The 25,756-nt window shown below is 56.5% G+C and carries 17 protein-coding genes and 1 pseudogene; 7 read left to right on the top strand and 11 right to left on the bottom strand.

Annotated elements, in window-relative coordinates; genetic code table 11:
- The first annotated feature begins 147 nt into the window (after positions 1-147).
- Complete coding sequence (locus ACYQ6M_RS28800; protein ID WP_460077258.1) at positions 148-939, top strand: ChbG/HpnK family deacetylase; 792 nt, start codon at positions 148-150, stop codon at positions 937-939.
- A gap of 349 nt (positions 940-1,288) precedes the next feature.
- Here the strand turns inward: ACYQ6M_RS28800 and ACYQ6M_RS28795 are convergent, their stop codons facing one another.
- From ACYQ6M_RS28795 to repC, 4 genes are all read right to left on the bottom strand, one after another.
- Positions 1,289-2,698, bottom strand: a complete 1,410-nt coding sequence (locus tag ACYQ6M_RS28795) for an IS4 family transposase (RefSeq protein WP_460077256.1) — start codon at positions 2,696-2,698, stop codon at positions 1,289-1,291.
- A gap of 130 nt (positions 2,699-2,828) precedes the next feature.
- Entirely contained in the window at positions 2,829-3,209 is a 381-nt protein-coding gene (locus ACYQ6M_RS28790) for a hypothetical protein (protein ID WP_460077254.1), read from the bottom strand.
- A gap of 22 nt (positions 3,210-3,231) precedes the next feature.
- Complete coding sequence (locus ACYQ6M_RS28785) at positions 3,232-3,675, bottom strand: hypothetical protein (protein ID WP_460077252.1); 444 nt, start codon at positions 3,673-3,675, stop codon at positions 3,232-3,234.
- 92 nt (positions 3,676-3,767) lie between these two features.
- Entirely contained in the window at positions 3,768-5,171 is a 1,404-nt protein-coding gene (gene repC / locus ACYQ6M_RS28780; RefSeq protein ID WP_460077308.1) for a plasmid replication protein RepC, read from the bottom strand.
- 595 nt (positions 5,172-5,766) lie between these two features.
- Here repC and ACYQ6M_RS28775 point away from each other — a divergent pair.
- The 4 genes and pseudogenes from ACYQ6M_RS28775 to scpB all read left to right on the top strand — a co-directional run bounded on the left by ACYQ6M_RS28775 (position 5,767) and on the right by scpB (position 8,695).
- On the top strand, positions 5,767-6,642 hold the full coding sequence (locus ACYQ6M_RS28775; protein ID WP_460077250.1) for a M48 family metalloprotease: 876 nt from the start codon (positions 5,767-5,769) through the stop codon (positions 6,640-6,642).
- 18 nt (positions 6,643-6,660) lie between these two features.
- Complete coding sequence (locus ACYQ6M_RS28770; RefSeq protein ID WP_460077248.1) at positions 6,661-7,107, top strand: hypothetical protein; 447 nt, start codon at positions 6,661-6,663, stop codon at positions 7,105-7,107.
- Positions 7,108-7,226: 119 nt separating this feature from the next.
- Complete coding sequence (locus ACYQ6M_RS28765; RefSeq protein WP_460077246.1) at positions 7,227-7,994, top strand: hypothetical protein; 768 nt, start codon at positions 7,227-7,229, stop codon at positions 7,992-7,994.
- Between the two features lie 36 nt (positions 7,995-8,030).
- A pseudogene (scpB, locus tag ACYQ6M_RS28760) lies at positions 8,031-8,695 on the top strand (SMC-Scp complex subunit ScpB).
- Positions 8,696-8,787: 92 nt separating this feature from the next.
- Here scpB and ACYQ6M_RS28755 read toward each other — a convergent pair.
- A complete protein-coding gene (locus ACYQ6M_RS28755) occupies positions 8,788-9,066 on the bottom strand; it encodes an HU family DNA-binding protein (RefSeq protein ID WP_460077244.1) in 279 nt (92 codons plus the stop codon).
- A gap of 130 nt (positions 9,067-9,196) precedes the next feature.
- Positions 9,197-9,469, bottom strand: coding sequence for a WGR domain-containing protein (locus ACYQ6M_RS28750; RefSeq protein ID WP_460077242.1), 273 nt, complete (start codon positions 9,467-9,469; stop codon positions 9,197-9,199).
- A gap of 396 nt (positions 9,470-9,865) precedes the next feature.
- Here ACYQ6M_RS28750 and ACYQ6M_RS28745 point away from each other — a divergent pair, with 396 nt between their 5' ends.
- Together ACYQ6M_RS28745 and ACYQ6M_RS28740 are read left to right on the top strand one after the other, a co-directional pair.
- Positions 9,866-11,263, top strand: a complete 1,398-nt coding sequence (locus ACYQ6M_RS28745) for a hypothetical protein (RefSeq protein WP_460077240.1) — start codon at positions 9,866-9,868, stop codon at positions 11,261-11,263.
- A gap of 75 nt (positions 11,264-11,338) precedes the next feature.
- The gene (locus ACYQ6M_RS28740) at positions 11,339-14,020 is read left to right on the top strand and encodes a UvrD-helicase domain-containing protein (protein WP_460077238.1); all 2,682 of its coding nucleotides are present in this window, start codon (positions 11,339-11,341) and stop codon (positions 14,018-14,020) included.
- Positions 14,021-14,026: 6 nt separating this feature from the next.
- Here ACYQ6M_RS28740 and ACYQ6M_RS28735 read toward each other — a convergent pair whose 3' ends face one another.
- The 5 genes from ACYQ6M_RS28735 to ACYQ6M_RS28715 form a co-directional block, all read right to left on the bottom strand.
- A complete protein-coding gene (locus ACYQ6M_RS28735) occupies positions 14,027-15,115 on the bottom strand; it encodes a hypothetical protein (protein WP_460077235.1) in 1,089 nt (362 codons plus the stop codon).
- Positions 15,116-15,168: 53 nt separating this feature from the next.
- Positions 15,169-16,908 (bottom strand): phospholipase D-like domain-containing protein, encoded by a 1,740-nt coding sequence (locus tag ACYQ6M_RS28730; protein ID WP_460077232.1) that lies wholly within the window; start codon positions 16,906-16,908, stop codon positions 15,169-15,171.
- Positions 16,905-20,345, bottom strand: a complete 3,441-nt coding sequence (locus ACYQ6M_RS28725) for a DEAD/DEAH box helicase (protein WP_460077230.1) — start codon at positions 20,343-20,345, stop codon at positions 16,905-16,907. Before ACYQ6M_RS28725 ends, ACYQ6M_RS28730 begins: the two co-directional genes overlap by 4 nt.
- Before the next feature lie 108 nt (positions 20,346-20,453).
- Positions 20,454-21,374 carry a hypothetical protein gene (locus ACYQ6M_RS28720; RefSeq protein WP_460077228.1) on the bottom strand — a complete coding sequence of 307 codons (921 nt, stop codon included), beginning with the start codon at positions 21,372-21,374 and terminating at the stop codon, positions 20,454-20,456.
- Between the two features lie 383 nt (positions 21,375-21,757).
- Positions 21,758-25,747, bottom strand: coding sequence for an nSTAND3 domain-containing NTPase (locus tag ACYQ6M_RS28715; RefSeq protein WP_460077226.1), 3,990 nt, complete (start codon positions 25,745-25,747; stop codon positions 21,758-21,760).
- Between the last annotated feature and the right edge of the window lie 9 nt (positions 25,748-25,756).

Here is a 25,756-nt window from a genome sequence, read left to right as displayed (position 1 = left end):
GTGGACAACTATGCATCGCGCAGCGAGGGTCCGCTCCATGCCCATCCGCCCAACTTCTGCAGCGCGACATTTCATGGCAAATGAGATGCGTGCAAATAGGGTTTCTGCGTGCGACTCTAACCCGAGAATAAGTGTTGGGGTTGAGTGATGGGTAGCGAAATTCGACTACTTGTACGAGTAGATGATGCAGGATCGAGTTGGTCTTCCAACATTGGCTGTCTGCGTGCGTGCACCGACGGAATTGCGCGGAGCGTCGAAGTCATGATGCCATGTCCATGGACGTCGCATGCTGCAACGCTTCTCAACGCACATAGCGAGATCGACGTCGGTATTCGTTTGACCCTGACAAGCGAGTGGGATGCAGTGAAATGGCGCCCGCTTACTCAGGCTGCAAGCCTCACCGACGAGTTGGGAAACTTTCTTCCATTGCTGACACAGCGAGACGGTGACAGTAGGCGTTGTCTGTCGGAGGCGAACTGGTCACTTGATGAAGTTTCCAATGAATTCAGAGCTCAAATCGTGATCGGGCTCTCCATGTTCAAAAACGTTTCGCATATCAGCTCCCATATGATCAGGCACTTCAAGGACTTCGACCCCAGGCTCGGTGACGTCATTTCTGACCTCTGCCTTGAATTTGGCCTTGATGACGACGGCTTCGGTCACGGCCTTCCCAGGATTGAAGGGTATTCCAAGTTTCCAAGGGAAACTGGGCACCGGGTTGAAGCTTTCGTACAGCAACTCGATGAACTTGGTGAAGGCACATACATTTTCATAGATCATCCGGCGGTCACCTCATCAGAGCTGAGTGCGACGAGACACGTTGGATACGAGGACGTAGACGATGATCGCGTGACCTGTCTGGAGACGCTAAGAAGCTCTGCGGTGCGAGAGCGTATCGACCAACTCAGCATTCAACTTATCAGCTACAGACACCTTTGATCTAACGGCAGCATCTTCGCATTGCTGTCGTTGGTTTCTGGCGCAGCAAATGCCTACTGCGTGGCGGTTGCCGAGGAGTGGCAGTCGGTCCGCGGTGGCTAACTTCGGAAAAAAGATGCTGTGGAGCCTTGGCGAGGCGTCTGGGCAGAACGAGACACCCAGCAAATTTCAATTGCGTCCTTGGAATCGCGGTTGTAAGGGGCGAATGATCGCAGGCTGACGATCTGCCTCCCCGGTGACAAAGGGGGGTCAATCACCGCCTTTCTTCCTCTAACACTTGAGCCTTTTGAGATCCTCGCTTGCGTGCTCTTTTGTACCCCTCCGGTGAAGCTTGCTGTTACCCATAAATTTACGGTTTATGCTGAGGCAGTTGCGCGATGCGGGCTCCTTCAACCATATCGGCGAGCCGAGAGAAGCCTCGCCATATAACAGTTGTTCCTGGCGGTGGATCGGAGGCGCGGTCGAGATAACCTCCCAGCCGAGCGACTGCCCTGCGGTAGAAATCTATGTTTCTCCGAGACATGGATTTGTTTTCTGGAGTTGAGCGCTCAAGCAAACGGCACTCGATGTCGGTGAATACGGTAGCAGGACATGCATCTGGGGCATCGCGCCCGAGCATCGTGAGCCATGAGACGCGCCAAGCCACAACGCAGTACAGGGCTATGCAGTTTGCCAATCGGTCAGCCGTAGTGAGGCGTAACTCTTCGATACGGCATCCGGTCTTCAGTGTTCTGAAGAAGGTCTCAATCTTCCAGCGTAGAGCGTACCATTCCAGCTTGCCGACAGCATCGGCATGAGTCTCGACCGGCAAGTTCGTGATCAATTTCCACAAGATGGGCGCTCGGTCTTCCGGCGGGCTGAGTTCCTCGGCATGGATGATCTGGAGCTGCTGATGCCTGTACCGCTTTTGCTTTCCTATTGGCGGACGGACGGTCATCGTAGCGTGCCGAACAACAAGAACGGCCTGCTGCATCCTGCCCTTTCCATCACGGAACCGGACTTCGTGCCTGCCGCTGGATTGGGTTGCCGCCATCACACGAGCGATAGTTGTGTCGCCATCTTCGGCCAGGCGGTCGACACAGCTCCTGACCAGAAAGTTCGTTCCGAGTTCCTCTGCCAAACAATAGAGCTCGTAAACATCGCTTTCCCGATCCCCGACATGTTTGCAGCGCTCCGGGGCGCTGGTCAGGTCACAGGAGCGGCGCAGATCGTCGAGCCAGCGCATGCTTTCCTTCTGTTCGATCGGTACCCGTGTCGGATTAACTTTGCGCTTGAGCGCAGCAGATCCCTTGAACTTGGCGCGCGACCAAAACTTGGCCGCCGTCAAACCGAGAGGAATCCCTTCCGGCGTGATGGCCAGACTGGCATGCATTAACAGGCCGCAAAGAGTGTGTTGCCGGAAACGTCCGTCCTTTTCCTTCCGGCCAGTGGAGGTCTTGGTGAAACCGATTTTTTCAGGAGCCGTCCGTGTGAAGGAAAACTCCGTTGTGTCCTGCAGGATCAGGATCGGCCCTGTGGTCGCCTGAAATCGTTGGCGAGAAGCAGAAAAATGGCCCTCAAGAATTTTATCTTCGTTGACATTTCCGTTCGCGAAGAACCGGTATGCCGCCTTGGTATTCGACCAGTCCTGAAACGACGTGGGCAGAGATTTCCCCGGTCTCTCTGCCAGCGCGGCGAGCATTGACCCCAAGCGGCGATTAAGTCGTGCATCGCCGAGATCACACCCGGATGTTTCTGTGTCCACCCAATCATGCCCCATATTCGCACCCTGTTGCCTGAAGGTGCCAGAGAATGAATCACGGCGGATTCTTCGAGATCAATAGGGTAAATTAAATCGAGCACAACTTATGGGTAACAACAAGCTTCGCCGGATGCTTACGCTCTTTTCGTTAGGGCTTCCATTCATCGAGGGCATGCTTCCAGCAAAATTCCCCATCGAATACCACCCACTCGTGTATCCCCACGCGCGCACAGTCTCCGGCCGGATTCTTGCACGGCTTTCCCGCTTTCGTCGTGGCGCGGCATCGCGGCGTGCCATCGGTTTCCAGCCATTCGCGATATTGCTGCAGGGTGACTCCATAGTACTCTGCGGCAAATTCCGCTCTGTGTTCCAGGTATCGGGGCATCTCATGGGCTGAGAGCCAGACGAGTTCCACGGCTCCAGCGGTGGGGATCTGTCCTTTGAACATCACATTGGCATCCTCCATGCGCTGGATTGTGTGCTCGCAGATGGGCCTTTGTTCTGACGTTTTGGCAGACTTCTTCATCATGGTCGTTTCCTTCCAAGAGTGACTATCGCATCTCATTGAGCTTATTCTGGAGCCGCGGTCCGTCGGGTGTCGCCAAGAGATTAAACTTGTCCTTATCGGCACCGTGCGGGTTCAGGAGCAGCCAGTTGTCGGCCGTAACGCGGGTCTTGCCGTTTTCCGTCCGGAAGGTGAGTGCGACCTGGTTCAACGGATCGCCTTTCGTGCGTTCATTCAACGGATTGTTGTCGTTTACGCTGGCGGGCATTGTCTTGCTGAACAGGATCCGGTCGGACGCTTCGCTGGTGACATGGAATGCAAGGCTCGGCCGGGTAAAGATCGCCTTGGCCTTGGCCCTTGCTTCCGACAGGCTCAGGTTGGTGAGAATGGTCGGCTTTTTGTCCGGAGAGTACCCGGAGACGCCGCTTGCGGTCTGACAGGCGGTCAGGAAGACAGCGGCGCATGCGGCCAGGATGAGTTTTCTCAGCATTCGGGTTTCCTTTGTGCGGGGTGGTTTCACTTTCGGCGTCGCCGGAACCGGGGGAGCGATCGGTCAAGGCCGGTCGGCATGCCGGCCGCCGGTCAGGGCAGCCTTGAGGGATTGCGGGGGCTGGCCCCAACTTGATGGATCTGTCTGGCTGGAAGCCAGTCCGCTTCGCACCGGCGCGGCGCGGGTTCCCGCCTGGCAGTGGCTGATTTCGAAAGTCCGAAGATGGATTTGTGGAGATGAAGCTGTCCCCTGCCCGCCTTGGCGAGCATGCCGCGCAGATACCCACCAGGTTGGGAGACGGGATTGTCGGGATCGGTCATGCGCCGTTCCACGAGGACAACCGAGACAGCGGCCGCGGCCGGGCCGATCTGCGCGCGCATCGTCGCCCACAGGCTCGGACTGACGCCGATCCAGGCGGCGGCGGTGGCGGCGGCGCGGTCCAGGGCGGACCAGCTTTCCCTCCCCTGCCCGGCTTCTTCGGCGATCAGCTCCCGCATGAGGTCGCTTGCGACATCGGTTACCTGGTCAAATCGGATATGCTCAATCCCTGTTCCACCGGTGCCAGTGTCCGGCCTATCCTCCGAACCTGGGGGACTTTCGTGATCTGGCGTTCGCCGCCCACTCCCCTCCTCCATGCCGCCCGCGTCAGCGGGCTCCGTTTGAAGGATAATTTCATCGCCGGCAGGCGATGTCCGCTTGGGCGCAGCCCGATTACAGATATTTACAGGATTCAGGCTTGTATGAGTTGTATTATGGTGCCGGACATTTTCTTCCGGCTGGTCGGACGTTTTGTCTGCAAAATACGGCTCAATCGCTGCGTTTAGACGGGTATCGATGTCTTCCAGCTCAAGTCCCAGACTGCACAATTCGATGAAAGTCCACTTGCTGGAAAATGTGCGAGGAACCTTGTTCACGGCCGCCTCTGCTTGCTCCACAATAGGTCCCTCCAAGCCGATGGCTTGCGCCCGGAGCCGGGTCTCGTTTATCTCCCGGCGACAGGACCGAATAAAACCGATCTGGGTGAGCCGCCCTTCAGCGGCCATCCGCTCCCCTTCCGCATAGCCCTCCAACTCGCTAAACCGCTCGGCAATCGGCGTCAGAACCACGCCGTATACCTCGGTCAACGTGCCGTCCTTTGCCCGTCTGGCGTAGCGCTTTCGATTGCTGGAATCGCTCCAGAGGGTCAGTCCCCGCGATGCGAGTTGGCGTTCATAGGTGTTGATCGTCCTGACAGAAACATTGAGTTCCAGGGCAAGGCGTTCAACAGACACATAGACAATCGGAACACCGCCCTCGCGCCAGTCGTCCTTGTTCGTATATCCGATCAGGTGCTCCAGATAGGTCAACGTCGGAATCCCTAGACCAAGCGATTTCCGTGCTCCCTTCAAAACTTTGAATATGTCCGTCTTTGACTTTCCCACCGGCAAACCGGATCTGGCTTTAAGCGGTCCGCTTCGGAAGCAATCGCGACCTGACGCCCGTATGCGGGAGGCCATATGTGCAGGTTCCTGGATGAATTCTGCTGTTTCCAAGTATCACTCCATGCCCCTAACCCGGACGTGTGGATAGACAACAGAAAGCCGCCCGCAAAAATTGCGGCAAGACTTGTCAATTTGTCGGGGGAGAGCTACAAAATCAGTGTCTTAAACTTGGTTTTGGTAGCACTCCCCTGGATCCGGTTCGCCGGCTCTGGGGGTTTCCAATTCCGGCCCCAAAAAACGGGACCTTCTTTCCCTATCTCCATCATTGATCGCCAACCTGAAACGCTACCGCGCAGCGAATCGGTTGTACAACCCTGCGTGCTAACCAGTGGCAATAGTCGCAGGGGGTTTCAGATCTGTTTTGAGTTGATCGCGTGTTTTCAAAAAATTTTCTACGCAGTTCTCTTAAATTCTACTAAGTTCTGCTACCTACCATTAACTTATCCAGACTTATCCAAAGACAGCCTCACACGGCAAAACTATATCTATTTACAATTCATCAGTTAAAACCGACAAACGCGCATAATTTCAATCACTTGATCGGAACAATTACTTGAGACGACCCGCAATCATTGGTAGAATCTCCTGAACTCATTAGGAGAACACGAAGATGAAACTCATATTCAGGGTTGCAGTTATTGAGGTGACGCGCCTGCTTGCACTCGTGGCAGGAGTAACTTCAGCGTTTCTACTCACCGCCTTTTCCATTTCGCTGCTCAACATCCCCTACTCGCTTATTTACGGTCCCTTGCCGTTTGCGGAATGGCAGGTAACGGCCTTTGCTGTGGCGATTGCCGTGGCTCCGGCGGTATTCGTTGCCTACGTGCCGTCTTTTGCCGCCAGCGGTTTCGACATCCGACTTTCGGCGCGCGGATTGTCGCAGCGGGAAAAAAATCTCGTCGCCAAAGTGGAAGAGGTTCTTCAGGCCCGAGCTGAGGAGACTGGCATCAAACTGCCGCAGATCGTTTGGCGGGTCCAGGATATCGGTGAAATCAATGCCTTGGCCTATGCGCATAACCGGGTCTGCTTCACCAAGGGCATTCTGCACAAGTATGGCGACACACAAGTAGGCATCGAGCGACTGGCCGGGGTAGCCGCCCATGAGATCGGCCACCTCCGGAACTGGGATACGCGCATTCACATGTTCCTGCACTATTTGAACCTGCCGGTGAATTTCGGCATTGGCCTCGCCAATGCCACCATCAACCGGATTCCAATCGCCGGGCTCATATTTACCGTCGCTACAGTCCTCTTCCGGATCCCTTGCGACATCGCTTACTTCCTGAACGAGTCCACCTCCCAGCTCCGGGAGTACCAGGCCGACAGGTTTGCAGCCAGGTTGATGAACGGCATCGGACTCTCTGAGTTCCTGGATGACCTTACGCACCAAGACGATCTTCAGGGCGACACGTTCACCGCCTGGATGATGCGCTCCCATCCACCGACCGAGCTCCGCCATGACGAACTGGCGGAGGCGTCAGACTGACGGCAAGGAAAACGAGACTTGAGCAACAAAATGAACGACGAGCGTGTGCGGGCGTTGATGATCGCTGCTGCGAACTCACCAATGATCCTGGCTTGTCAGACCCGGGAAGATGTTGAATTTGCCGCCGGTGGAAAGTTCACCAACAAGGCATGGGCGACGATTGCCGCCAACGCCGGTGACAAGGGCGTGTCGAACGGCCGACATCTAACAAACTTTCGGCAAGAGCTCCTGGTGGAGAAAATGCAGCAGTTCCTGAACGAAGAGATTGGTCACCTGGTGCGCAACCCAGATGGGACGACACGACCGCAGGAAGAGGCCATGGAACGGCTGGGTGCCTGGTTGCAAAACGAAACCGAGCGCAAAGAGCAAAAGGAGTTTCAACGGGCGAAGGAGTATCTGGACAACGGACGTGACAATCGCCCTGTCAGAAGAGCTCGCAGTACTTACGAAACCTGCCCAGGCTAGAAGCGGCCCCAGCAATCTGGCATCACCTTACAAACAGGTCTCTATGCTCGTCTCATCTTTCAAAGGCGCGCTAAATTCCGTCATCCGGGAAAGAGACCTGTATTTTCGATGAGGAAAATATGACGTCCGATAGAGTACTGCTTTACATGTGGGATCCATTTCGACGCCGTCTGGTTGAAGAGCTTGATTTCTTCAAGGAACAAGCAGACCAACGATTGCTTTCTCAATTCGAAAACATATCGCAGGAAGCAGAGGCGCACGCTCAGGAAGTGTACGAAGCCTCGGGCGCATGCTTCAATCCAGAGTGCCACGACGCTGCTGACTTTGTCGGGAGCGCGCAGGATGCGGGAATACGCTTTTACGAACTCCTCGATGACATGCGGCGGCAGACGATCTTTTCTGTAGCGGCCGGCATGTATCACCAGTTCGAGATCAAACTCCGCGATTTCCTGGTGAGAGAATTCCAGAAGTCCTTTTCGGGCGAAAAACTGAAGCAAAAACTTTGGCGCCAAGAGATATCAAAAATCTTCGATCTGGTGGAAGGTTGTGGCTGGAAGGTACGAAACGAGCCGTTTTTTGAACATATAGATGCGTGCCGCCTCGTGGTGAATGTTTACAAGCACGGCGATGGCAAATCACTTGACGAACTCCTGGACAAATATCCCAAGTACCTGAGATCACCCTTCAATGATGACAACGTCCGTCCATGGACTGTCGGTGTCGACTACACTTCCTTGACAGTCGGAAGGGAAGATCTTTGTGTTTTCCATCACGCATTCCGGGACTTTTGGAACAGTATCCCGGTCTATACGCATTTTTCAGACGCTGTTGGAGTGCCTGAATGGGTCGGTAATGCGATCATGTCGGATCGTGAAGCCAGTGATTGAGGTCGTCTGGGCTCCAGTATTTTGTGTGCGTGAACGATGTCGAGGGTGACGTCTTCGACTACGGCCCCTGACCGGACGGCAAAGCAAAAAGAAGAAATACGCCTGGACAGGGAACTCGCAGACCTGCCGCCGGAGCTGCGCTGGTGCGAGTGGAGGCGGTATTCTTTGGCTCCGCCGAACCGGTCACAAGAGAAGCCCTCGCCCGTGTCGTCGGCAAGGAGGTCAGCATCGATCTCTTGATCGGCGATCTCATGGACGACCTCCACAATCGACCCTACGAACTTGTTGCTGTTGCCGGCGGCTGGCAACACCGCATGCGAGCTGCCTTCAGTTCGGTGATCAGCGCCGCGCCTTCGCTCTCCAGGACCGAGGCCGCAGTACTGACGGCAATCGCCTATCTGCAGCCGGTCACCCGAGGCGAACTTACCCAGCTGTTCGGCAAGGAAGTCAGCCGCGACACCGTCGCCGGCCTGCGCCATGCAGGCTTCCTCGGCACGGGCCCGCGCAACCCGCCCCCTGGCGCGCCTTATACCTATGTCACGACCAAACACTTCCTTTCGGCGTTCAGTCTGAACACGCTGCGCGACCTGCCCGACATCAAGCGGCTCGAAGACACAGGGTTGCTCAGCCGGCAGGCGCTCCAGACGGACATTCTGACGGAGCATGAGGACGGGGAGGGCGAAGAAAGTGGAGCGATTTAGAACTCCAGCCACAAAATCGCTCCCTCCCTGCACACACAGAATGCTTGTCGGCGGGTGAAACGGCCACGATGAGTTTGAGCCGTTGCACCGGTCTATCCGTTGAGAGCTTCCTTCAGAGCTTTTGCGGGCGTGAAGGTGAGTTTCTTCGATGCAGCGATCTGGATGGTTTCGCCGGTTGCCGGATTGCGGCCCTGGCGCGCGGCCGTTTCCTTGACCTTGAATTTGCCAAATCCCGGGAGGTTGGTTTCCGTTCCACTCGTTGCGGCTTTTGTGATTTCCGCGAAGATGCTGTCGACGATCGATTTGGCTTGCGCTTTGCTAAGACCTTGCTCGGCTGCGATCTTGTCTGCGATTTCGTTTGCTGTCGGCATGGGACAATTCCTTTGTTTTTGACAAGGATCTTTATGCCAATCCAGACTTCGCTGACATAGCAACTTAGTTAGTCTGGCGGGCAGTCATCCCCAGAAACTCGTGACTTCTGCAAGGTTCTGCTCAGGTGTTCTACCCCATTGTATCACCCTGGCTCTTTTTCGCGCTCTCATAGCCACGGCGTTTTTTGCGACATTCAAGGCGCTTCATCGCCTGACAGGCCTGTGCCTCGTCGTCGAAGGTTTCCATCATCATTTGGCCTTGTGTTCCGATCCGTCCCCACGTGCGCACCAGCGATGCCCCACCGAACAAGGTCGGCTGCACGCTGAGACTATAAAAGCGCCGCATGTTCTGCGCCGGATCGATGCGGCGAAGATGCACCGGCAATGGATCGGAACCGCTCATGGGCGCAGCATTGCTTACTCAGCAGAGACGGTCCAACGAATTTCCTGAATCGATAAAGAAGGAAGAATTCAAGAATTTGATCGCCGGCAACAAAACTGTGTGTACCAATCAAGTGGGCATTGCCGTCAGATTGATATGCCCCCAGCGGCTCCGTTGCAAAAATTTCTTCTTGTCAAAGATGTTGGGAAAGAACTCTATCTCAAGAGCTATTCAAAGTACGGTATCGAACCAATTGTACGTTTCGGGATAATTCACTCCGTAAATTGGAACGAAATTCTACGACTAAAACGTTGCGCACGAGCCAGGAAAAGCACTTTCAAAGCAAAGAACGCGATTGGATACCGACGTCAACATCGTAACCTTCGTGACAATGAATTGCAGATTACGAGAACAGCCATGGACAATCAGGCGCAGCAGCCGATCCGAGAACATCATTTCTACGTCTCACTCGCGAAATTCCTGTTTCATCACCCTCAATACGGCATAGTGGCTGTTCGCGATCCGATACGATTGGCAGACGCCGAACGGCATGGGCTGGGTCCCATCGTACTTTACGGGCTCACCGTGGCCGGCCTGCCAATCCGCTGGTTGACGTTCTCCACGATGGAGAAACGCAAATCGTTCCGCGACGTGCTGCTGACGGCATGGAGAAATGCCGAAGGATTGCGCGGCCTGCCATATGTTCTTCGTGTGAACCGCTATTTGGAACAGGCCGACCGATCATTAGCGGCGGATCTTGCCAAGATCGGCATCCAGCTTGAGGTTGCCTCCCCCAAGGACAAAGCGGCTCCGGCATCGCTACGCTCAGCGCACGACGCCTCTCTGTGGATGCGGAAAAGGCATGATCCGGTCGATCTGTCTGTGGCCGCATCCGTCGAAGCGCTTTGTCGCGATGCACACGACGATCACGATTGGCGGGCAGGCAGCGGTCCTCGGGGACTCAGCAATCGAAAACTCGAGGACAACATAGAGCGGTGGCTGGAGCTGCCGATACGACAGCCGGCGGACATTCTCCGCGATCAAGTGGAGTGGGAGGCCGGTCCATGGCTGTCGTCGTGGGAGGCTTCACTCCCGCCCGATCGGCCACGTTATTTCAAACATGACGGATTTACCGGCAGGAGGTGGCTATATTCGGGAGAGGACCCATCCGAAGACGTCGATGACGACATCCCGGCCTACGACGAGTATGACAACGTTCCCGAAATCGCCAAGAACCTGGTCGCCTGCTGGCCCAATCCCCCGAAGGAGATCGCTGCGGCCGCTGGAATCACCCTGCGCCAGCTCCAGTGGTTCATCTCGGAGCGTTCCACCCTCGACCGGTCGGCGCGCTTCGGCCTAGAACGCCTATTGGGTATCGAATACGACGAGCGGATGGGCGGTTACACGCCCGCGGGGCCGTACGTTCTAATCGCAAGGAAAGCCCAAGCAATCGAAGCGATCTATCAGGAGATTTCCGGCGGCGGTGATGCCTGTCCTTGCGAACTCGTTCCCGCCCAGGGACAGGCCGACCCGAGCTGGAGATACGTCTTGATCAATGCGTTTGGGACGCCGCCGACCCTTGTCATGGCGCCCCGTGGCGAGGCGATCACGGAACGCCTTCCCGACCTGATCATGAACTACGAGGGCATCCGGCCGGTCTCCCCCGCATTTTACCGCGATGTCGTCTCCAACTGCGCCCGCGCTTGCCTGACACCTGAGGCTAATGCGCAGGAGATGCGGGATTTTGCAAAGCGCTACGAACGGGAATGGGTCGATTGCGCATGGCTGCCGGACGAATTTGCTCGTAGTGCGTGAGCCCTGATGTCTGATCGCGTTCGAACATACCGGCCTGGATTTTTTGCACGGTTCCTTCGTCAAGGAAAATGGAAGATGACGCTGACCGCGTCCTCGCCCGCATCCATACGTCTTGAAGTCGGCGACGCTGTTAAACTTCCCTGTCTGGATGTCGTCGCCATTTCCGTCAGCAAGGCATTGCTGTGGCACACCGTCGAAGTCCGGTCGCGCGATCGGACCGATAGCCTGTCCTGCCTTAGAGAAGAAGCGGCCACACGGATGGCGGCTGATCTTCACAGCTTCGTCAACAGCCACCTCTTCGCATTGATCGACGAAAACGTCAGTCGATTGAGCGAGGTGGATACCAAACTGCGGGCCATCATTGAGGGTAACCGACAATATTTGGCCCAAGCCGACCTCGGCCAGGTCATTGCGGGCGTAACCGGTGACGCCGCGGCAGCGCTCTCGCATCCTCTGTTCGATCCGGAATTGATCCCGCCGGCGCTGAAAGCAGCACTCCCCCCGTCCCTCGCGTTCATCACCGATCCGGATGTGCGTCATAGATACAACGACGTGTTCGTTTCGGCAGAACTGCCGAGATATCGCTCGTTCTTCGACAACTTGGATGGCCGATCACTGTCCGACCAACAACGTGAGGCATGCATTCGCCTGGAGGACAACAATCTCTTGGTCGCCTCAGCTGGATCGGGAAAATCCGCCACGATGGTCGGCAAGGTCGCCTATGTCCTCGACAAACAGCTCTATCGGCCGGAAGAGATTCTCGTGCTCGCCTTCAACAAGAGCGCCGCCGACGAGCTGAAAGAACGGATATGCAGGCAGCTCGCGATCGATCCGGGAAATCCGGAATGCAAAGTGACCACGTTTCATGCGCTCGGTCGCGGCATTATCGAAGAGGTCGAAGGTCGGCCGCCGCTGCTTGCCGATTGGGTTGAGCACCCCGCCGGCGAAGCGAAGATCATCGAACGGATCATTGAAGAACTGATGCGATCGGATGCGGAATTCGCCGAGCTCTGGGTCAACATCCTCGTCCTTCATCCGAACGCGGACATTCCGGCCCAAGAGTTCGGCTCGAGGGAGGACTATGATCGCTACCTGTCGGTGCGCCGCCGGAACGGCAATGCGACCATCGGCACGTTGGCCGGCATCTACGTTAAGTCGCTCCAGGAGCAGACGATCGTCAATTGGCTGTGGCTCAATTCCGTCGAGTTCGAGTACGAACGCCAGATCGCGATCGAAGAGCAAAACGGCGAGATCCGCTACGTCCATCCGGACTTCTATTACCCCGCCAGCAAGACAATCCACGAGCACCTGGCCATCAGTGCCGATGGCTCGTCACCCTTCACGGACTATGTCACTCATGCCGAAAACAAGCTGGCCGGCTACCGCAACGCCGGCATGGACGTCTTCCAGACGACCTCGGCGCAGGCGAGCAATGGATCGCTGGTTGCAGACCTTGAAGCGGAGATCACGAAGAGAGGCATCCCGCTCGAACGAAAAAGCTACGCTGCAATCGTCAAAGCCCTGGAGCCTGTTGTCATCAAGCATTATCACAAGCTGATTGCCGTCTGCATCAAACACATCCGCGCTAGTCACTTGACCCTCGACATGCTGCTGGAGCGGGCCAAATCGCTCCACGACCGAACCCGCGCCAAAGAATTTGCACAGGTAGTCTGGAAGATCACCGTGACCTATTCTCGGAAGCTGGAAGAAGCCGGCCGCATCGACTTCGACTCGATGATCGCCAATGCCACGCAGTTCGTGGAGACCGGACGGTATCACAGCCCCTATTCCCTGATCCTCGTCGACGAGTTCCAGGATATTTCCGAGCCACGCGCGGAGCTGATCAAGGCGCTGAAGCACCAGAAGCCGTTCACCAAGGTCTTTGCTGTCGGTGACGACTGGCAGTCGATCTACCGCTTCGCCGGATCGGACATAACGATCTTCACGCAGTTCGAGGCGAATTTCGGGGCAAGCTGGCAAGGTCGTCTGGAGCAGACCTATCGCTGCAACCAGCTCATCGCCGAAACGGCCGCAAGCTTCGTGCAGCGCAATGCCGCTCAATTGAAAAAGTCGGTGCGCTCGACACGGCCGGCGATTGCGCGATCGATCCGGGTCGTTCCGATCGATGGTGATCGCGGCAAGCCAGATTTCACGGACGCCTGTCACTGCCTGCTGAAGCGGCTCGACATCTTCCTCGGCGGGATTTCAGGGCAATGGCGGAGCGACGGGCGCGAGAAGCTCAAGGTCATGGTGCTGTGGCGCTACAACCAGCTTGAACCGTTCCGGGGATCCGTGCCAAGATTCGACAACATCGAGGTTTCTGGACTGTCCTTCCATCGCGCCAAGGGGCTTGAAGCCGACTATACGATCCTGCTTGATGTCAGCGAAGGTGATTACGGGGTGCCAAGCCGGATCGAGGACGACGAGCTGCTCAACCTGGTCATGCCTCAGCCTGAAATGTTTGAGTATGCCGAGGAGCGCCGCCTATTCTACGTTGCGTTAACACGCGCAAGTCGTGGCGTGTTCCTGCTCACGAACAGCCGTGAACCATCCAGATATATCCGGGAGCTTTCGGAAATCGCCGGGGATAATCTGCGTTTCGAGACCGTCGATGGCGGTCCGCTGCATCAATGTCCCGCATGCCGCGTAGGTCAATTAGTCGAGAGGAATGGTCGCAACAACAGCCGCTTTCTGGGGTGCAACCAGTATCCCGGCTGTGACCACACGCAGCAACTTAATCGACGAAGCGCCGAATGACCGGGTCTACGTTGCCTGCACGGCTGCGCGAAGCCTGCAGTCGCTCTCCCAGAGGTTGATCGTGTCGCCCGGAAGCAATTGCTCTACCGGCGCTAGATCGCACGATACCGAACGCGTTTCGCGTCGAAAGTTATGCGCCCGGATTCCGGTCCAGAAAAGCGCCAATGCCCTGTCGGCGGTAAAAATGGCAGGATGCTCCTTAGGAAACAACGCCAGAAGGTGAATCAAGATCTCAAGCGAACGAACATCCGCGAGCGCGTTGTACGCGTCCTGCTCGGAGTATCCTTCCCGAAACTTCAACATCCTCTTTGCGGGGCTGCCAGAGTTTGGAACCGCCACTGCACTCAGTGCCGCAAGGACGATGAGAGAATAACGGGCCACACCGTAGCGATCGGCCGCATCCAGCACATCGGTCCATCTCTTGTCGAAAAGCCTGCGGCTCGTAGGAGCAGTGAGGAACGGCGCGAGATGAAGGAGGAAGTTGCGTTTTCGCTCAAACCCTGCCCGGGTGTCGTCGATCAGGCCCAGAGCGCCCCTCAGACTGTCGTTGCCGACAACGAGCTCTGCCTTCGGCAGCGCTTTGCGGAGAAAGGCCATCACCTCCGTCAGCTGCGCTTCCACAATCGGACGATCTGGAATACTCCGGTCATTGCCTTCGATCGCGTACAGAAGGGGGTTAAGTCGCACCTCCTGTCCGGCAAGCAAGTCCAGAAAGTCCTGGCCCGTGCCGATAACAGAGCCGTCCTCGAAACGTCCCTTGATCTGGCTGATGACATTTCTATCCGGCAGAACCGTAACGCCTGCATTGGCGAGCGCGAGACCAGACGGAAGCCATCCGCCACGCTGCAGGCTGACGACCACCGAACTATGAGTGCTATCAAGCACTGCGTTTCCGCGTGCCAGCCCATTGATCTCTACCCCTTCGATGTTCGACTCAAGAATTCTGGCGAACCGCCAATTGAGCGGGACGGACAGAGTTTTATGCAGTTGCGCGCCTGCCAGCTCGTCGTAGTTCAGCGGTTCCAGCTCCAGGCCACCGACGCTCACGGAACGAGGCGGCTGGCCGCCTTGCCCATCAAGCTCCACGAATTTCATGATAAGGCCTGCATTTGCGGGGTTGGGCGAGGACCTGTCAGACACAACCCCGGTCATCTACTCGCCGCCTCGAATTTTTCGAGCAGGCATGTCGCCAGGTTCGGGCTTTCCAGGTAAAGGCCGATTTCGTCCAACGGGTTCTCCTCCAACCCCGATTGCGAGCCCCAGTTCAAGCTGCTTACGACGGTATGGTCCTTGTCCCACGCCAGGAACTTGGCATGCAATTGCGGCTCTGGAACGCCGGTCAGCACGACGAGGCCATTCAGACGTTCGCGATGTTCCGCGACATGCCCGCGTTTGACCGGCCCGGACCGCCGCGAGTAGTAGACGCGCACGTCACTCAGTCGCCGGCCTGCGACCTCTGCGGGATCGAACAGGGCCGGAACCATATTGGCTCCGACCTTGTTCGTACAGCAGATGAAACGATCCTGGGCATCGTGCGCCGCAACTCGCAGAAGGCGCTCGTGGTCGTCGGCCCGAAGAATGGTGAGCAGGGCGGCCGGAGGAGCGGTTTCCGAAGCCGGTGAAAGTCGCCTACGCTGACGCCGCAGTTCCGACGCCATGAACAGGAGCGTTTCCACGGATCGGCTGGCGCCGGAGAGTTTGGCGATGATCTCGCGGAGAAGATCCATCCCGGTCGCAACAGCGTTGGTTTCCCTGAGCTCCACTGAAACCTCGACAGCCGAAAATGGCGACGACAGCCAGTTACAGGACCCCATTACCGCAATTGCGCCACCATCGCCGTCGTCGGCGAGGAGGAACTTTACATGGCTGCCGACAGGCTCTCTCTGTACCAGCAGGTAGCCTCTCGTTTGCCGAACCGCCGATAGCCGAGTGTAGAGTTCCTGCATAGCTGCTGCATGCTTTGCGCGGTCAAGCGACGTTCCGAAGAACAGGTGGCATTTGACCCCGCGTCTGCAAGCCTGCTCCAGGGCCTGCCATATCCTCTCGCGCTTCTCCTTGCCTTTCTCATCTGACTGCGAGGCGACAAAAGTTGAAAGGACAAAGATGTGAGACTTTGCAGCGCCCACGATTTGCTCGAAGCGCTGCAAGTGCTGTTCAGACCCAACGACAAGCTGGTCTGTGGCAAACGACGTGTTGATCACCTCGGGCTGGCTGACTAGCGGTGGGGCGGTCGTCGGCAAGATGCCAGTTTTTATCGTCGCCTTCAGTGCTTCCATGAGCTGGTCACTTGCCCCTTGTGGCAGGATCCCGTCTTTCACATCGTTGAGATTGAGAACGAGGAATTTTCGCTCCAGGAATGAGCTGTTAGCCTCCACGCCCCGAAGCCACTCCCCTGGGCGAAGTGTACCGGCCGTGAACTGGCTAACACGCTGCATCATAGAATAGTCCGTCTCCGGCGCTTCGCCCGCGGGAAAAGCGACAATCGCTCCCCTGTCCGGGAGCTTCGACACCGGAATCGTGTCCACATCTCGCGTCCTGAAGACCGATTGCCCGACCTTTTCATAGACGACACTGATACCGATTTCGCGGTCAGCGGTCCGTTCTGGAAGCGCACGCCCGGCGCGAATGAAGCCATGCCCGACACTGCTTGTTGCGAGCACCGGCTGTGGTGAAAGCCGGACTTCAACGAGGCCGAATTGCATCAGACGGGCGACCGTTGAACTCACAACCTGTCGCGGGATTCTAAGGTGTGCCGCAATTGCATCGATTGTTCCCGGATCGCAATCAAGCGACAGCAGCACCATTTCCTCGATAGGGCTCCAACCCCACGTGCGCTGAACGATGCCCGGCGCCCGATAATACCATGCTGGAATGTAGATGTTGTTCATCGGGAGAGCTTTCCATTCTCATCGACCATGACGATGGAAGCGCCTATGTCACCCCCCGGAAACTCCGTCTCTGCAAGCCGCGCGATTTCATTGAGCATCCTTCGCAGGAAACCGAGTTCGTCGTTCAGCCCGTCGGGATCGATACCGTTCACAGTGTTGCTGATAAACCTTCGGCTGGTGGCAAGTATAAGCTTATGCTTGGCTCGGCTGAGAAGTACGTTTAGCCGCTGCGAATTTTTGATGAATCCGAGGGCTCGCGTACCAACGAGCACGTTGTTCCGGACAAGGCTGGCGACGATCACGTCCGCCTCACCTCCCTGAAAGCTGTCACTCGTGTAGATGAACTTTCCATCTCCGCGCGGGCTGGCAAAGCCAAAAAGGGTTTTCTCCGTCGTATCGATCTCGGGTTTGAGCAAGCGCTCGAAATGACTCACTTGGGCGGAATAGGGCGACAGAACCGCCAACGTTGGCCGGCTGCCGTCCGCGGCCACGATTGGGCGCAACCTCTTCATGGCGGACACTATCGCCTTTGCTTCGGATTCGTTGCGGTAAGATCGCCTGATTTTCTGCTCGAACGCCCGGCGTTTGACAACGCTCAACGAGGGCATGTCGACGATCACGACAGGAGATGCAGGGAAGCTGTCGACAGTTTCCACAGCCGGCTCGCGCCGTTTCACGCGCTCCGACGAAACGAGTTCTCCCTTATAAAAGGTATTGGAGACAAGCTCGCCGATTGCTGGATGCATCCGGCTCTGTTCGCGCAAGGTGTTCGCAATCGAGCTTGGACGTTTCATGTCCGCGGTTCTAAGGGCCTCTCGCTCGGCGATTGATCGGAACGGCTCCTCGAGACGAGCGGCGATGGCGAGTACGTCGCTGAGCAAGAACTGGTCCGCCTTCAGCGCGTCGAGGGCGATTTCCACTTCGCCAGGCAGATCAGGAATAGCAGAAAGCTTTTCTTTGGCATCCCTCAGCAGTTCGTTTGCCCGCTTGCCATCGTAGAACTTCTGGCGTTCAACCGCGTCGAAAGGCGACAATTGATTATGGTCACCGATCATAACCCGCCGGTTGCCGAGAAGAAGGGCACCAATCAGTTCCGCGCCATTTGCGCGCGCGGCCTCTTCGATGAAGACCCAGTCGAATTGTTCGCCATCGGCAATCATTTCCTCAAGGACATGTGATGAGGTCGTGGCTAAGGTGACATCGGACGAGCGAAGCATCAGATTGTCGGTGTCGCGCAAGGCACGTTCGGCAATCGACTTTTCCGACCTGTCGACGGGATTCAGCGCCTGAGTGATCTGATGGAGCTGGCTTGCCATGACCGCCGCGCGCTCAGCGTCGGGTTTGGAGACGGAGCGCAACAAGGCGACCGAGTTCCGTCGCAAGGTGCTCTCTTCTTCGCTGACGCGAGATCGTTCGACGCGAACGACAATGTTCGATTGCTTCGGCAAGAACTTGCGAAGCTCGTCCTCCATATGGATGAGAGTCTCATGGTTCTGGGAAGACACCAGAATACGGGCGTCAGGAGTATGATCGAGGATGCTTTTCACGAGATGTGAAATCAAAAAGGTCTTTCCCACACCAGGGGGACCGACGACGACATTGATCGACCTTCCCTCGACGATCGACTGCCACGCCTCGATCTTCGATGGCTCCATATCCGCATCTGCCGGCGGTGAACCTGGAACAGCAATGTCGCAGAGCATGTCGTCCATCGCCACCTGCGCCGGATCATCCAACGCTCTGAGGAGCTCGACGTTGGCCCTGGCCGCGACAATGTTCTGCAGCCGTCGCCTGATAGCGCGCTCGGTTCCGGTATCCTTGCGTGGCCGCAAATAAAGAGACTGCCCTACGGGAACCGCCAGGTTCGTTGAAAAGGCGAACGCCAGCTTTCCATCGACCAGATTGCTTCCCTCATAGCTCAGTTCCGGCACTCGCTCACGACCGGTTGCGAGTTTGGCCAACTTCGATACGGTCCAATTCACCTTTCCGTCGTCATATTTGAGCTCGCGCCGCATTGCCTCCGCCGTGGGGCGCAATCCCATTATTTCGCGATGACCGTCCCGTATCGAATCATCGCGAGGTGCGAGCCACACCACGTTCTGCTCGCTGTCAGGCAACGAAAGGACTTCGACGGGATACAGGCGAAACTGCTCCCTCAGCAGGGTATATGCCTCAAGCAGGATCAGAGCGAACCACATCGGAACATCATTCGTTGCCCCGGTTCCTCGGACGCGTTCCGCGAAATCTCGCCATCGTCGTGCGCCTGGACCAAGGTTGCGCACGCGCTCTTCGGCACTCGCGCGATTTCTCGCCAAATGCAAACGGTGAACGACATCCTCCGCGCCTTGTATCCAGTCGTTCGGCCGCCTTTTATGCGCCGACTCAATCATGCCAATCGCGTCATGGACGATCTTCACGTTGTAGATCGCCAGATCAGTGAGAATGCGAAGGTTATCTTGACCGGCGGGGACAAGACGAACCCCGGCGGAAAGCAGATCTTCCGCGACGAACTGCATGAGAGCAACGCCGTCATGCGCCAGTATCGTCCCGGACGAGAGAGCCGGTAAATCGCTCTGGAGGGCGTTGCGCGAGGGGTAAAGGATGAGTTCTCCATCTGAACTTGACCCGACCCTGTCGAGTTCGGCGACAACTTCCCTCAACTCCCCGAGCACGATGCTGCCGTCAAAGAGCTGAAACTGCGGCGGGTTCGCCAAACGATCCAGCATTCGGCGTTCGATCGAGAGCAGCGAAGGGGAATTATCTCCATCCAGGCCGAGGATGGCAGCGGCCACTCCGGCAAGATCGATCCAATCCTGCCGAAATGAAATCGCGCCAGAAGCGCGCAGAAGATGTCCGGAGGCTCCAAGATCGCTGTCAGCAATGTGGACACATGCTTCAAATCCCCCGAGACGATAGTCGTCGCTATCGTCTGAATGCGAGAAGATCGTATGGGTGCTCACACCGCCATGCACGATACCCGCATCGTGGCACAGGGTAAGCGCTTCCGCGATGCGGACGATATTGCGCCAGAAAACAGTCCGGCTGGTACTCGCCAGAAAGCGGTCATGTCGTGCTCTCCTTCTATGGGACGACCCTGAGATCGGGTTGCCGGGATCAGCCATGACGATCGCGATTTCCTGCCCGTCCTCAACGACATCGAGCACTTCGACCAGGACTTCACGCGCCCGCCGTGAGGAGAGAACACGTCGAATTCGCCGCAATCCTCGACTGATAATCGCCTTCAGGTCGCCATCCAGCGGCGTGCCGGTCTTCCTGAAGAGCCGCAGCAAATATCGCTCACCATCGTCGAGCCCGATCGCGGACCGCAGGTCCGAATCCCAAGCACCGTTCACACGGGCGAGAGAGGCCTCGGCAAATGTAAAGCGGGACTCCAGCGACAATTTTGTATGTTGTTTGATCGTATTGACTGTCGTCATGCCGCTCCAGCCCGCCTATTTGCTTTTGACATAGCAGATTCGCCCGGTGGTTGCGTCTTCAATCCACTTGAAGCTGGTATTCACCCAAACATCGTGGCCCGAAGCGCCTTAGCCAAGAACGCGCTTGTTCAATTCGGCATAGGATGGGAATGCGGCGTCCCGACGTCCCGCGGCATAAAGCCATTTAACACCATCTTCCATGGTGTCGACATCGGCTTCAAAAAGATGCGGCATGACATCGGTCAGCTTGGGAAGCTCAAAGATCCGGTGAGCAGCCAAGCGGTCTATCGCCATCTCTCGAGCCGAACTGCTCGTCCAGCCGCCACCTCCCTCCTTCCGAAAGTGGCTTTGGTCGATGATGCCTTTTATCCAAAGCCAAGGGGCGAGCCGCTGAATACGATCCTCGGAAATTCCCCACATCGGAAAATAGTCACGGGAGAAAATGACTTCCGACCCGTCTTTCAGTCTCCAGACTCCATAGGGGAGCCAGAGGCGGGACGGGACGAAATCAGAAAGGGCGGTGCGCGGGGTCACGACCTCAAAATCCGCGCGTTCGCCAAGACCCGTGTCGAAAAGCAGATACGTCGGTCGGCCAGCGCGGCGAAGATACGCCAGCGTGTTGGCACCATAAGCCTTGTCTTTCACGACAGTCCCCGGCTTACCCCGCGCCGCGCGACCAAAAAGCCGTCGCCGCCAGATCGCGGCCCGCAACGTCATCTGCTCGTCAAGCGACAGAGGTGTTTCACGCAAAAGGCGTGCCTTGGACACGGCGTACTGAACCTCGGCATAAGGAAGACCGAGAGCATCGGCTATCGAGAGAATGATATGCAGCGCATCATCGAAGCCCACGTCACCGGGCTGCGTTTGTCGATGTTGATCGCAACTGCTGGAAAGATCATGCCAATCGCGGTAGCCCAGTACACGGGCGAGCGCTTCATGCACATAGGAGAGCTTCAGATTGGTCGCGGCACGAACCAGATATTTGGCGACCTGTTTTGGCCGATCAAGGTCGGGAAGCTGAATTCGCATGGAACCACTCCGGCGGTGCAATCTATGGCGTGTCCACTCGGCCCGTGCACCTTGGAAAGAGGTTCTTGCGGGTTGATTCAGTCGTTCCTGCCCTGAGGCTTCGCCACTGTGGACGGCATGACCGGAGAAGCCACGCGTTCAACTTAAGCGATTTGGGCCAGTTGACCAACAAGGCGCGAGCCGCACTTTGCGTGAAATATGATATCGCCGTCCGACAGCGCCTCACGCACCAGACAGATCGGCCGTTCCCAGATAGGTGATGTCGATCCGACCGATGGCTTGAGCAACCTGAGCGCGCAACAAGCCCGCTCTCCCAAGGTTAAGCGCGGCCTGCAAATTGCCGAGCACTTCGCCGTTGGCAGCAAATACCCATTACCACGGTTTTACTTAGGTTCATCCTTTCGTTTGAACCAAAACTGCAGCCGCTGCTTTATGAGCTCGACCGACTGCACCTCGCCGAGCTCATCCAAACAGGATAGATCATCGCCAGCCCCGGTATCGAGCAGGCCATCCAGAACGAATATGGTCTTGGCAGACAGAAAACTGGCAATCTCTTCCTGCAACTCGGCGCCACGGTTCTCAGAGAAGATCAAATAAAACAGCGTGACAAACACCCGGCGCTTGGGGTTGGCGGCAAGCGATTTTACGAGCAGTCGAATCTGAAGTTGAGACGCGCATGTCGAAATTAACATGCACAGCCACAGGCAAACTTCCGGACTGACTGCCGCAATCGTCGTCTCATCAATGACTTCGAGATGGGATTGGGGAACACTGTTTCGCTCAAGGAAGACGGCTTGCGAGGTCAATCGTTGATAGGTTGGTCGTCCCTCACCCACCGCAACGTTTATGAGTTTCTGCAGCCGCTGGGGCGAGCCGTGTCTTACCATTGTGCGAAGCAGCTCCAGGCGAACATTGTTGTTATCTGAAGCCCTCAAGCATTCAATGAGTTCACGGTAGACGACATCACCTAAAGACGGCTCTGCCCGTAATATCTCTATCGCACCCTCGGCGATTGGATAAGAGACATTGGCCTCGCCGCGGTGGTGATCCGGCGTCCATGTGTCGAAGGACAGTTTGAGAAGGGTCGGAATATGAGCTGAGTTTGGCCTTGCTTCCAGCATGTCCAGGAGGCGCTTGCGCACGAGACTGCTGGGGTCGGAGTGCTTGCTTAGGAGGCGTTCTGGCAGCTCTCCTGAAGACTGGACGAAGACCGCATTCATCGCCTCGATGCGGACGCGAGCGAAATCGTGCGCAAGCCCAAGATTGATCAGGTATTCATTCTGCAAATCGGATGCCAAGCGCATTGCTTTAGCAATCAGCGCGATGTTCTCTTCCGTGACTTCGAGTGACAAGCCGAGCAGATTGCGAAGTCTAGCAACCACGTTATGGCCCGATTTCGACAAGACCCCGGCTACGAAGAGATTCAGCTTTGCCTGCGCGTCGCTAGGAACAGTAGAAAAAAGTGCATTGACCTCCCCTGAGACCTCGCCCCCATCTCCATAGAGAAGCACCTCGACGGCGGTCTTCAAGTTGTCTTCAGCGACTTCGATAGACTTTGATGCCGGGGTCTTTCGATCCTTCCCCTCCTCCGATTCGCCTTCCAGACAGGATCGAATGTCGAGCGCGATTTCGAAGCGCCTTTGAGCTGGCAAACCGGAAGCGTTTGAAAGCAGGGCTGTAACGAGCGTGGGCGCATGATTCACAGCGACGGAGGTCGCTGCTTCTCGCGTCGCATCCCGTTCCGATCCATTGCGTAGGCGCTCTTCTAGCAGGGGTGTTACCGCTGGATCGAAATGATGTTCTACCAGATTCCAGAAATCGTCTTCATATGGACTTCCGGCTGATGCTTCGCCAAGAGCAAGCAATTCTTCTGCATTGGGGGCAGTTTTGGCTTTCTGGGCGACATGCAGCCACTCCCATAGAAAACCGCTCAGATTTGGATGCTTCTGGAAGACGTTCCATTCACCCCGCCGCCGCCTCGCCTCGATGTAGGCACGCAGAATCTCGCTCGCGGTATATCCATCTTCGCCCATCGATTCCCAATAGTGCTCGATGGCCTCCTCGTCGTAGTTTCGATTGTAGAGCGCTAGCAACGCATCTCGGTTGCGGGACTCCCGCTCCTTCGAGCAATAGATTGCGGCTTCTTTGAACACAGATGCGTATACGTCAAGGTCGACAATAGCCCCCCGGATCAGGGTTTGAACATTCGGATTGTAACCGCTCAGGATAATGTCGCTGAGCGCTGCGCAAAACGACGGCGTCAGGTCGGGAGAGAGCTTTGCGACCGCCTTATGGAAGTTACCTCTAAACGATCCATGTCTGAAGGCAATCACGCGGGTAATAAACGCCTCGCAAATGGCACGTGTATGCGGCGCATCTGCTATTCTCTTGTACCAGTCGTCCGGTTTCTTCGGCTCTTTCCAAGAGGTCAAGTTGAACCACTGCTTGTCGATTGGGCTCTCGTCGAGCCATCGGGCGAGCTCGGCGGCATCGCAATATTCCGATCCGGCTTTCGAAGCGAGCTTCAAGTCATCAGCGAAAGTGGTGTCCAGCGAAGACAGCCGGACGATGAGCCAGTCGTCGATGGTCCTTTGAGTTGACGAGGAGATCTTAGGTCTCAACCCGGCGACCGAAGCAATTGCAGCGACGATGTAAGTGGCGGTCTCAGCGCCCCAGTCTGAATTGTTGATGCCATCAAGGGCCACCAAGGCATCCAACAATTTGCTCAACGCGCGTGACGACACGACACGCTTGCGCAACGTGGCTTGTTCGAGACCGCTCTCGACACGAGGGTGGGCGCTGGAGAACTCCGACTTGTCCTGCCGGAAATTTCCGCCTGCAATCAGGGTGCTGGCCAATGCAGTTAATTGGTCTTCAAGATCAGGAATCGCCGTCGATAGTTCGTCCTCCAATTCCTCAAGCACACTGAAGGTCAACCTTTTCCGGGCTTTGAGCAGTGCCCACAGAATGGCGGTTGCTTGCCATTTTCCTTGTTGCACGATCCCGAGAACGAGAGCACTTTCGATTGACTGGTTTCTCGCTTCCTCGATGCATCGGTGGATGAAAGTGGCTTTGTTCTCTCCTTCATGGGGCCCAAGCCCGACAGCCCCAAAAAATCGGTCTAGCTCCAATGGAAGCGCAAGTTCCCTGACAACGGTTGACTGAAACTTGTGGGCGGAGATCTGTTCGATTCGGGGAAGCGCCTGCAATTTTAATTCGAACAACTTGTTCCTGTCCGACCTTCGGTAGTGGCCGGCCAACAATTCCGCCTTGTATCGCTGATCGAGTGACCTGAGATTTGCATCCTGCATGACGTCGCTTCGGCTTGTGATGACGTACATGCGATCTGGCGACGCAGTGGCAAGGAACTCGTTGATGGCGTCGTTCCAAGGCAAGCTGTCCGGCTCGACACGGTATTTGCCCCATGGATCCTCTACTTCGAAGATGACGGGTCCAGGTGTTCTGTCATTCCTAAGCCTTTCCGGACCGCCCTCGATTTTTACGGGTGTGAGGTGCGGATTCTCTTCCCGCATGGCTGCGATCAAAGCTTTCGCCGTCGTCGTTTTCCCCGTTCCGGACGGGCCCGTTAAGACGATGGCGTTCCTTGACTTCAGTTGGGCTAACAGAGAATCCCAGTTTGCAGGAGGCACGAATTTTTCGAGATCTTTCGTCGTCCCATCGTATCCTCCGTGAGCTTCGATGATCTCGATGACATCTTTGCGTTTCCAGACCCCCGAAAGACTGCCTTTCATTCGAAGAAGCGTACCTTCCTCGAGTTGCTTTATGCATTTGTCGGCTTGGCTTTGCGGTACTCGGAAACGATTTGCCAGAAGGGCCCTAATCCGGTTTTCGGCTCGCTCCTGATCGAGGTTATTCCAGACGGCGACGCGGCCGTGTGCATCCTTGGGTAATACCTTTGCTAGGGTCGGAGGAATCGACCCGAGCTTTTGCCACTGGCTTGGGCCCTTCACGAGCAAGTTTCGAGCAACGCCACTGACATCAGCGGAAGTCACAAGCAGATAGCTCATGTCAGAGTTTTTCAGCAGATCCTTCGCTGGGATTCGCCTCTTCCCATGAGCGAGAAGCGTAGCAAACTCTCCAATTGTCCACGGCCCGGTGTTCCGCAATTTGCACTGCACAACTAGCTTGCGCGTCTTGATCGTCAGGCCCTGCGTCAGTGCCCCTGGCTCGTCACGCAATTCAGTTTCGAGATCCTCCTCGTTCGCCGGTTCCAGAGTGATCTGATCGGACTGTTGTTTGTTCGCCAGTAGGTCCAACGCAAACAATACTGATACCTTGAGCTGATACCAGTAGCCTTCTATTGAAGCCTGGGCGCTTGTTGCATCATCAACTTCTGGCTCTTCGGTTGCCATCTTCTTCGC

It is taken from the genome of Roseibium sp. ROS1, from assembly GCF_054658215.1.
Note: the sequence above shows the minus strand (reverse complement) of the source record. Positions and strands in the feature narration are given on the sequence as shown.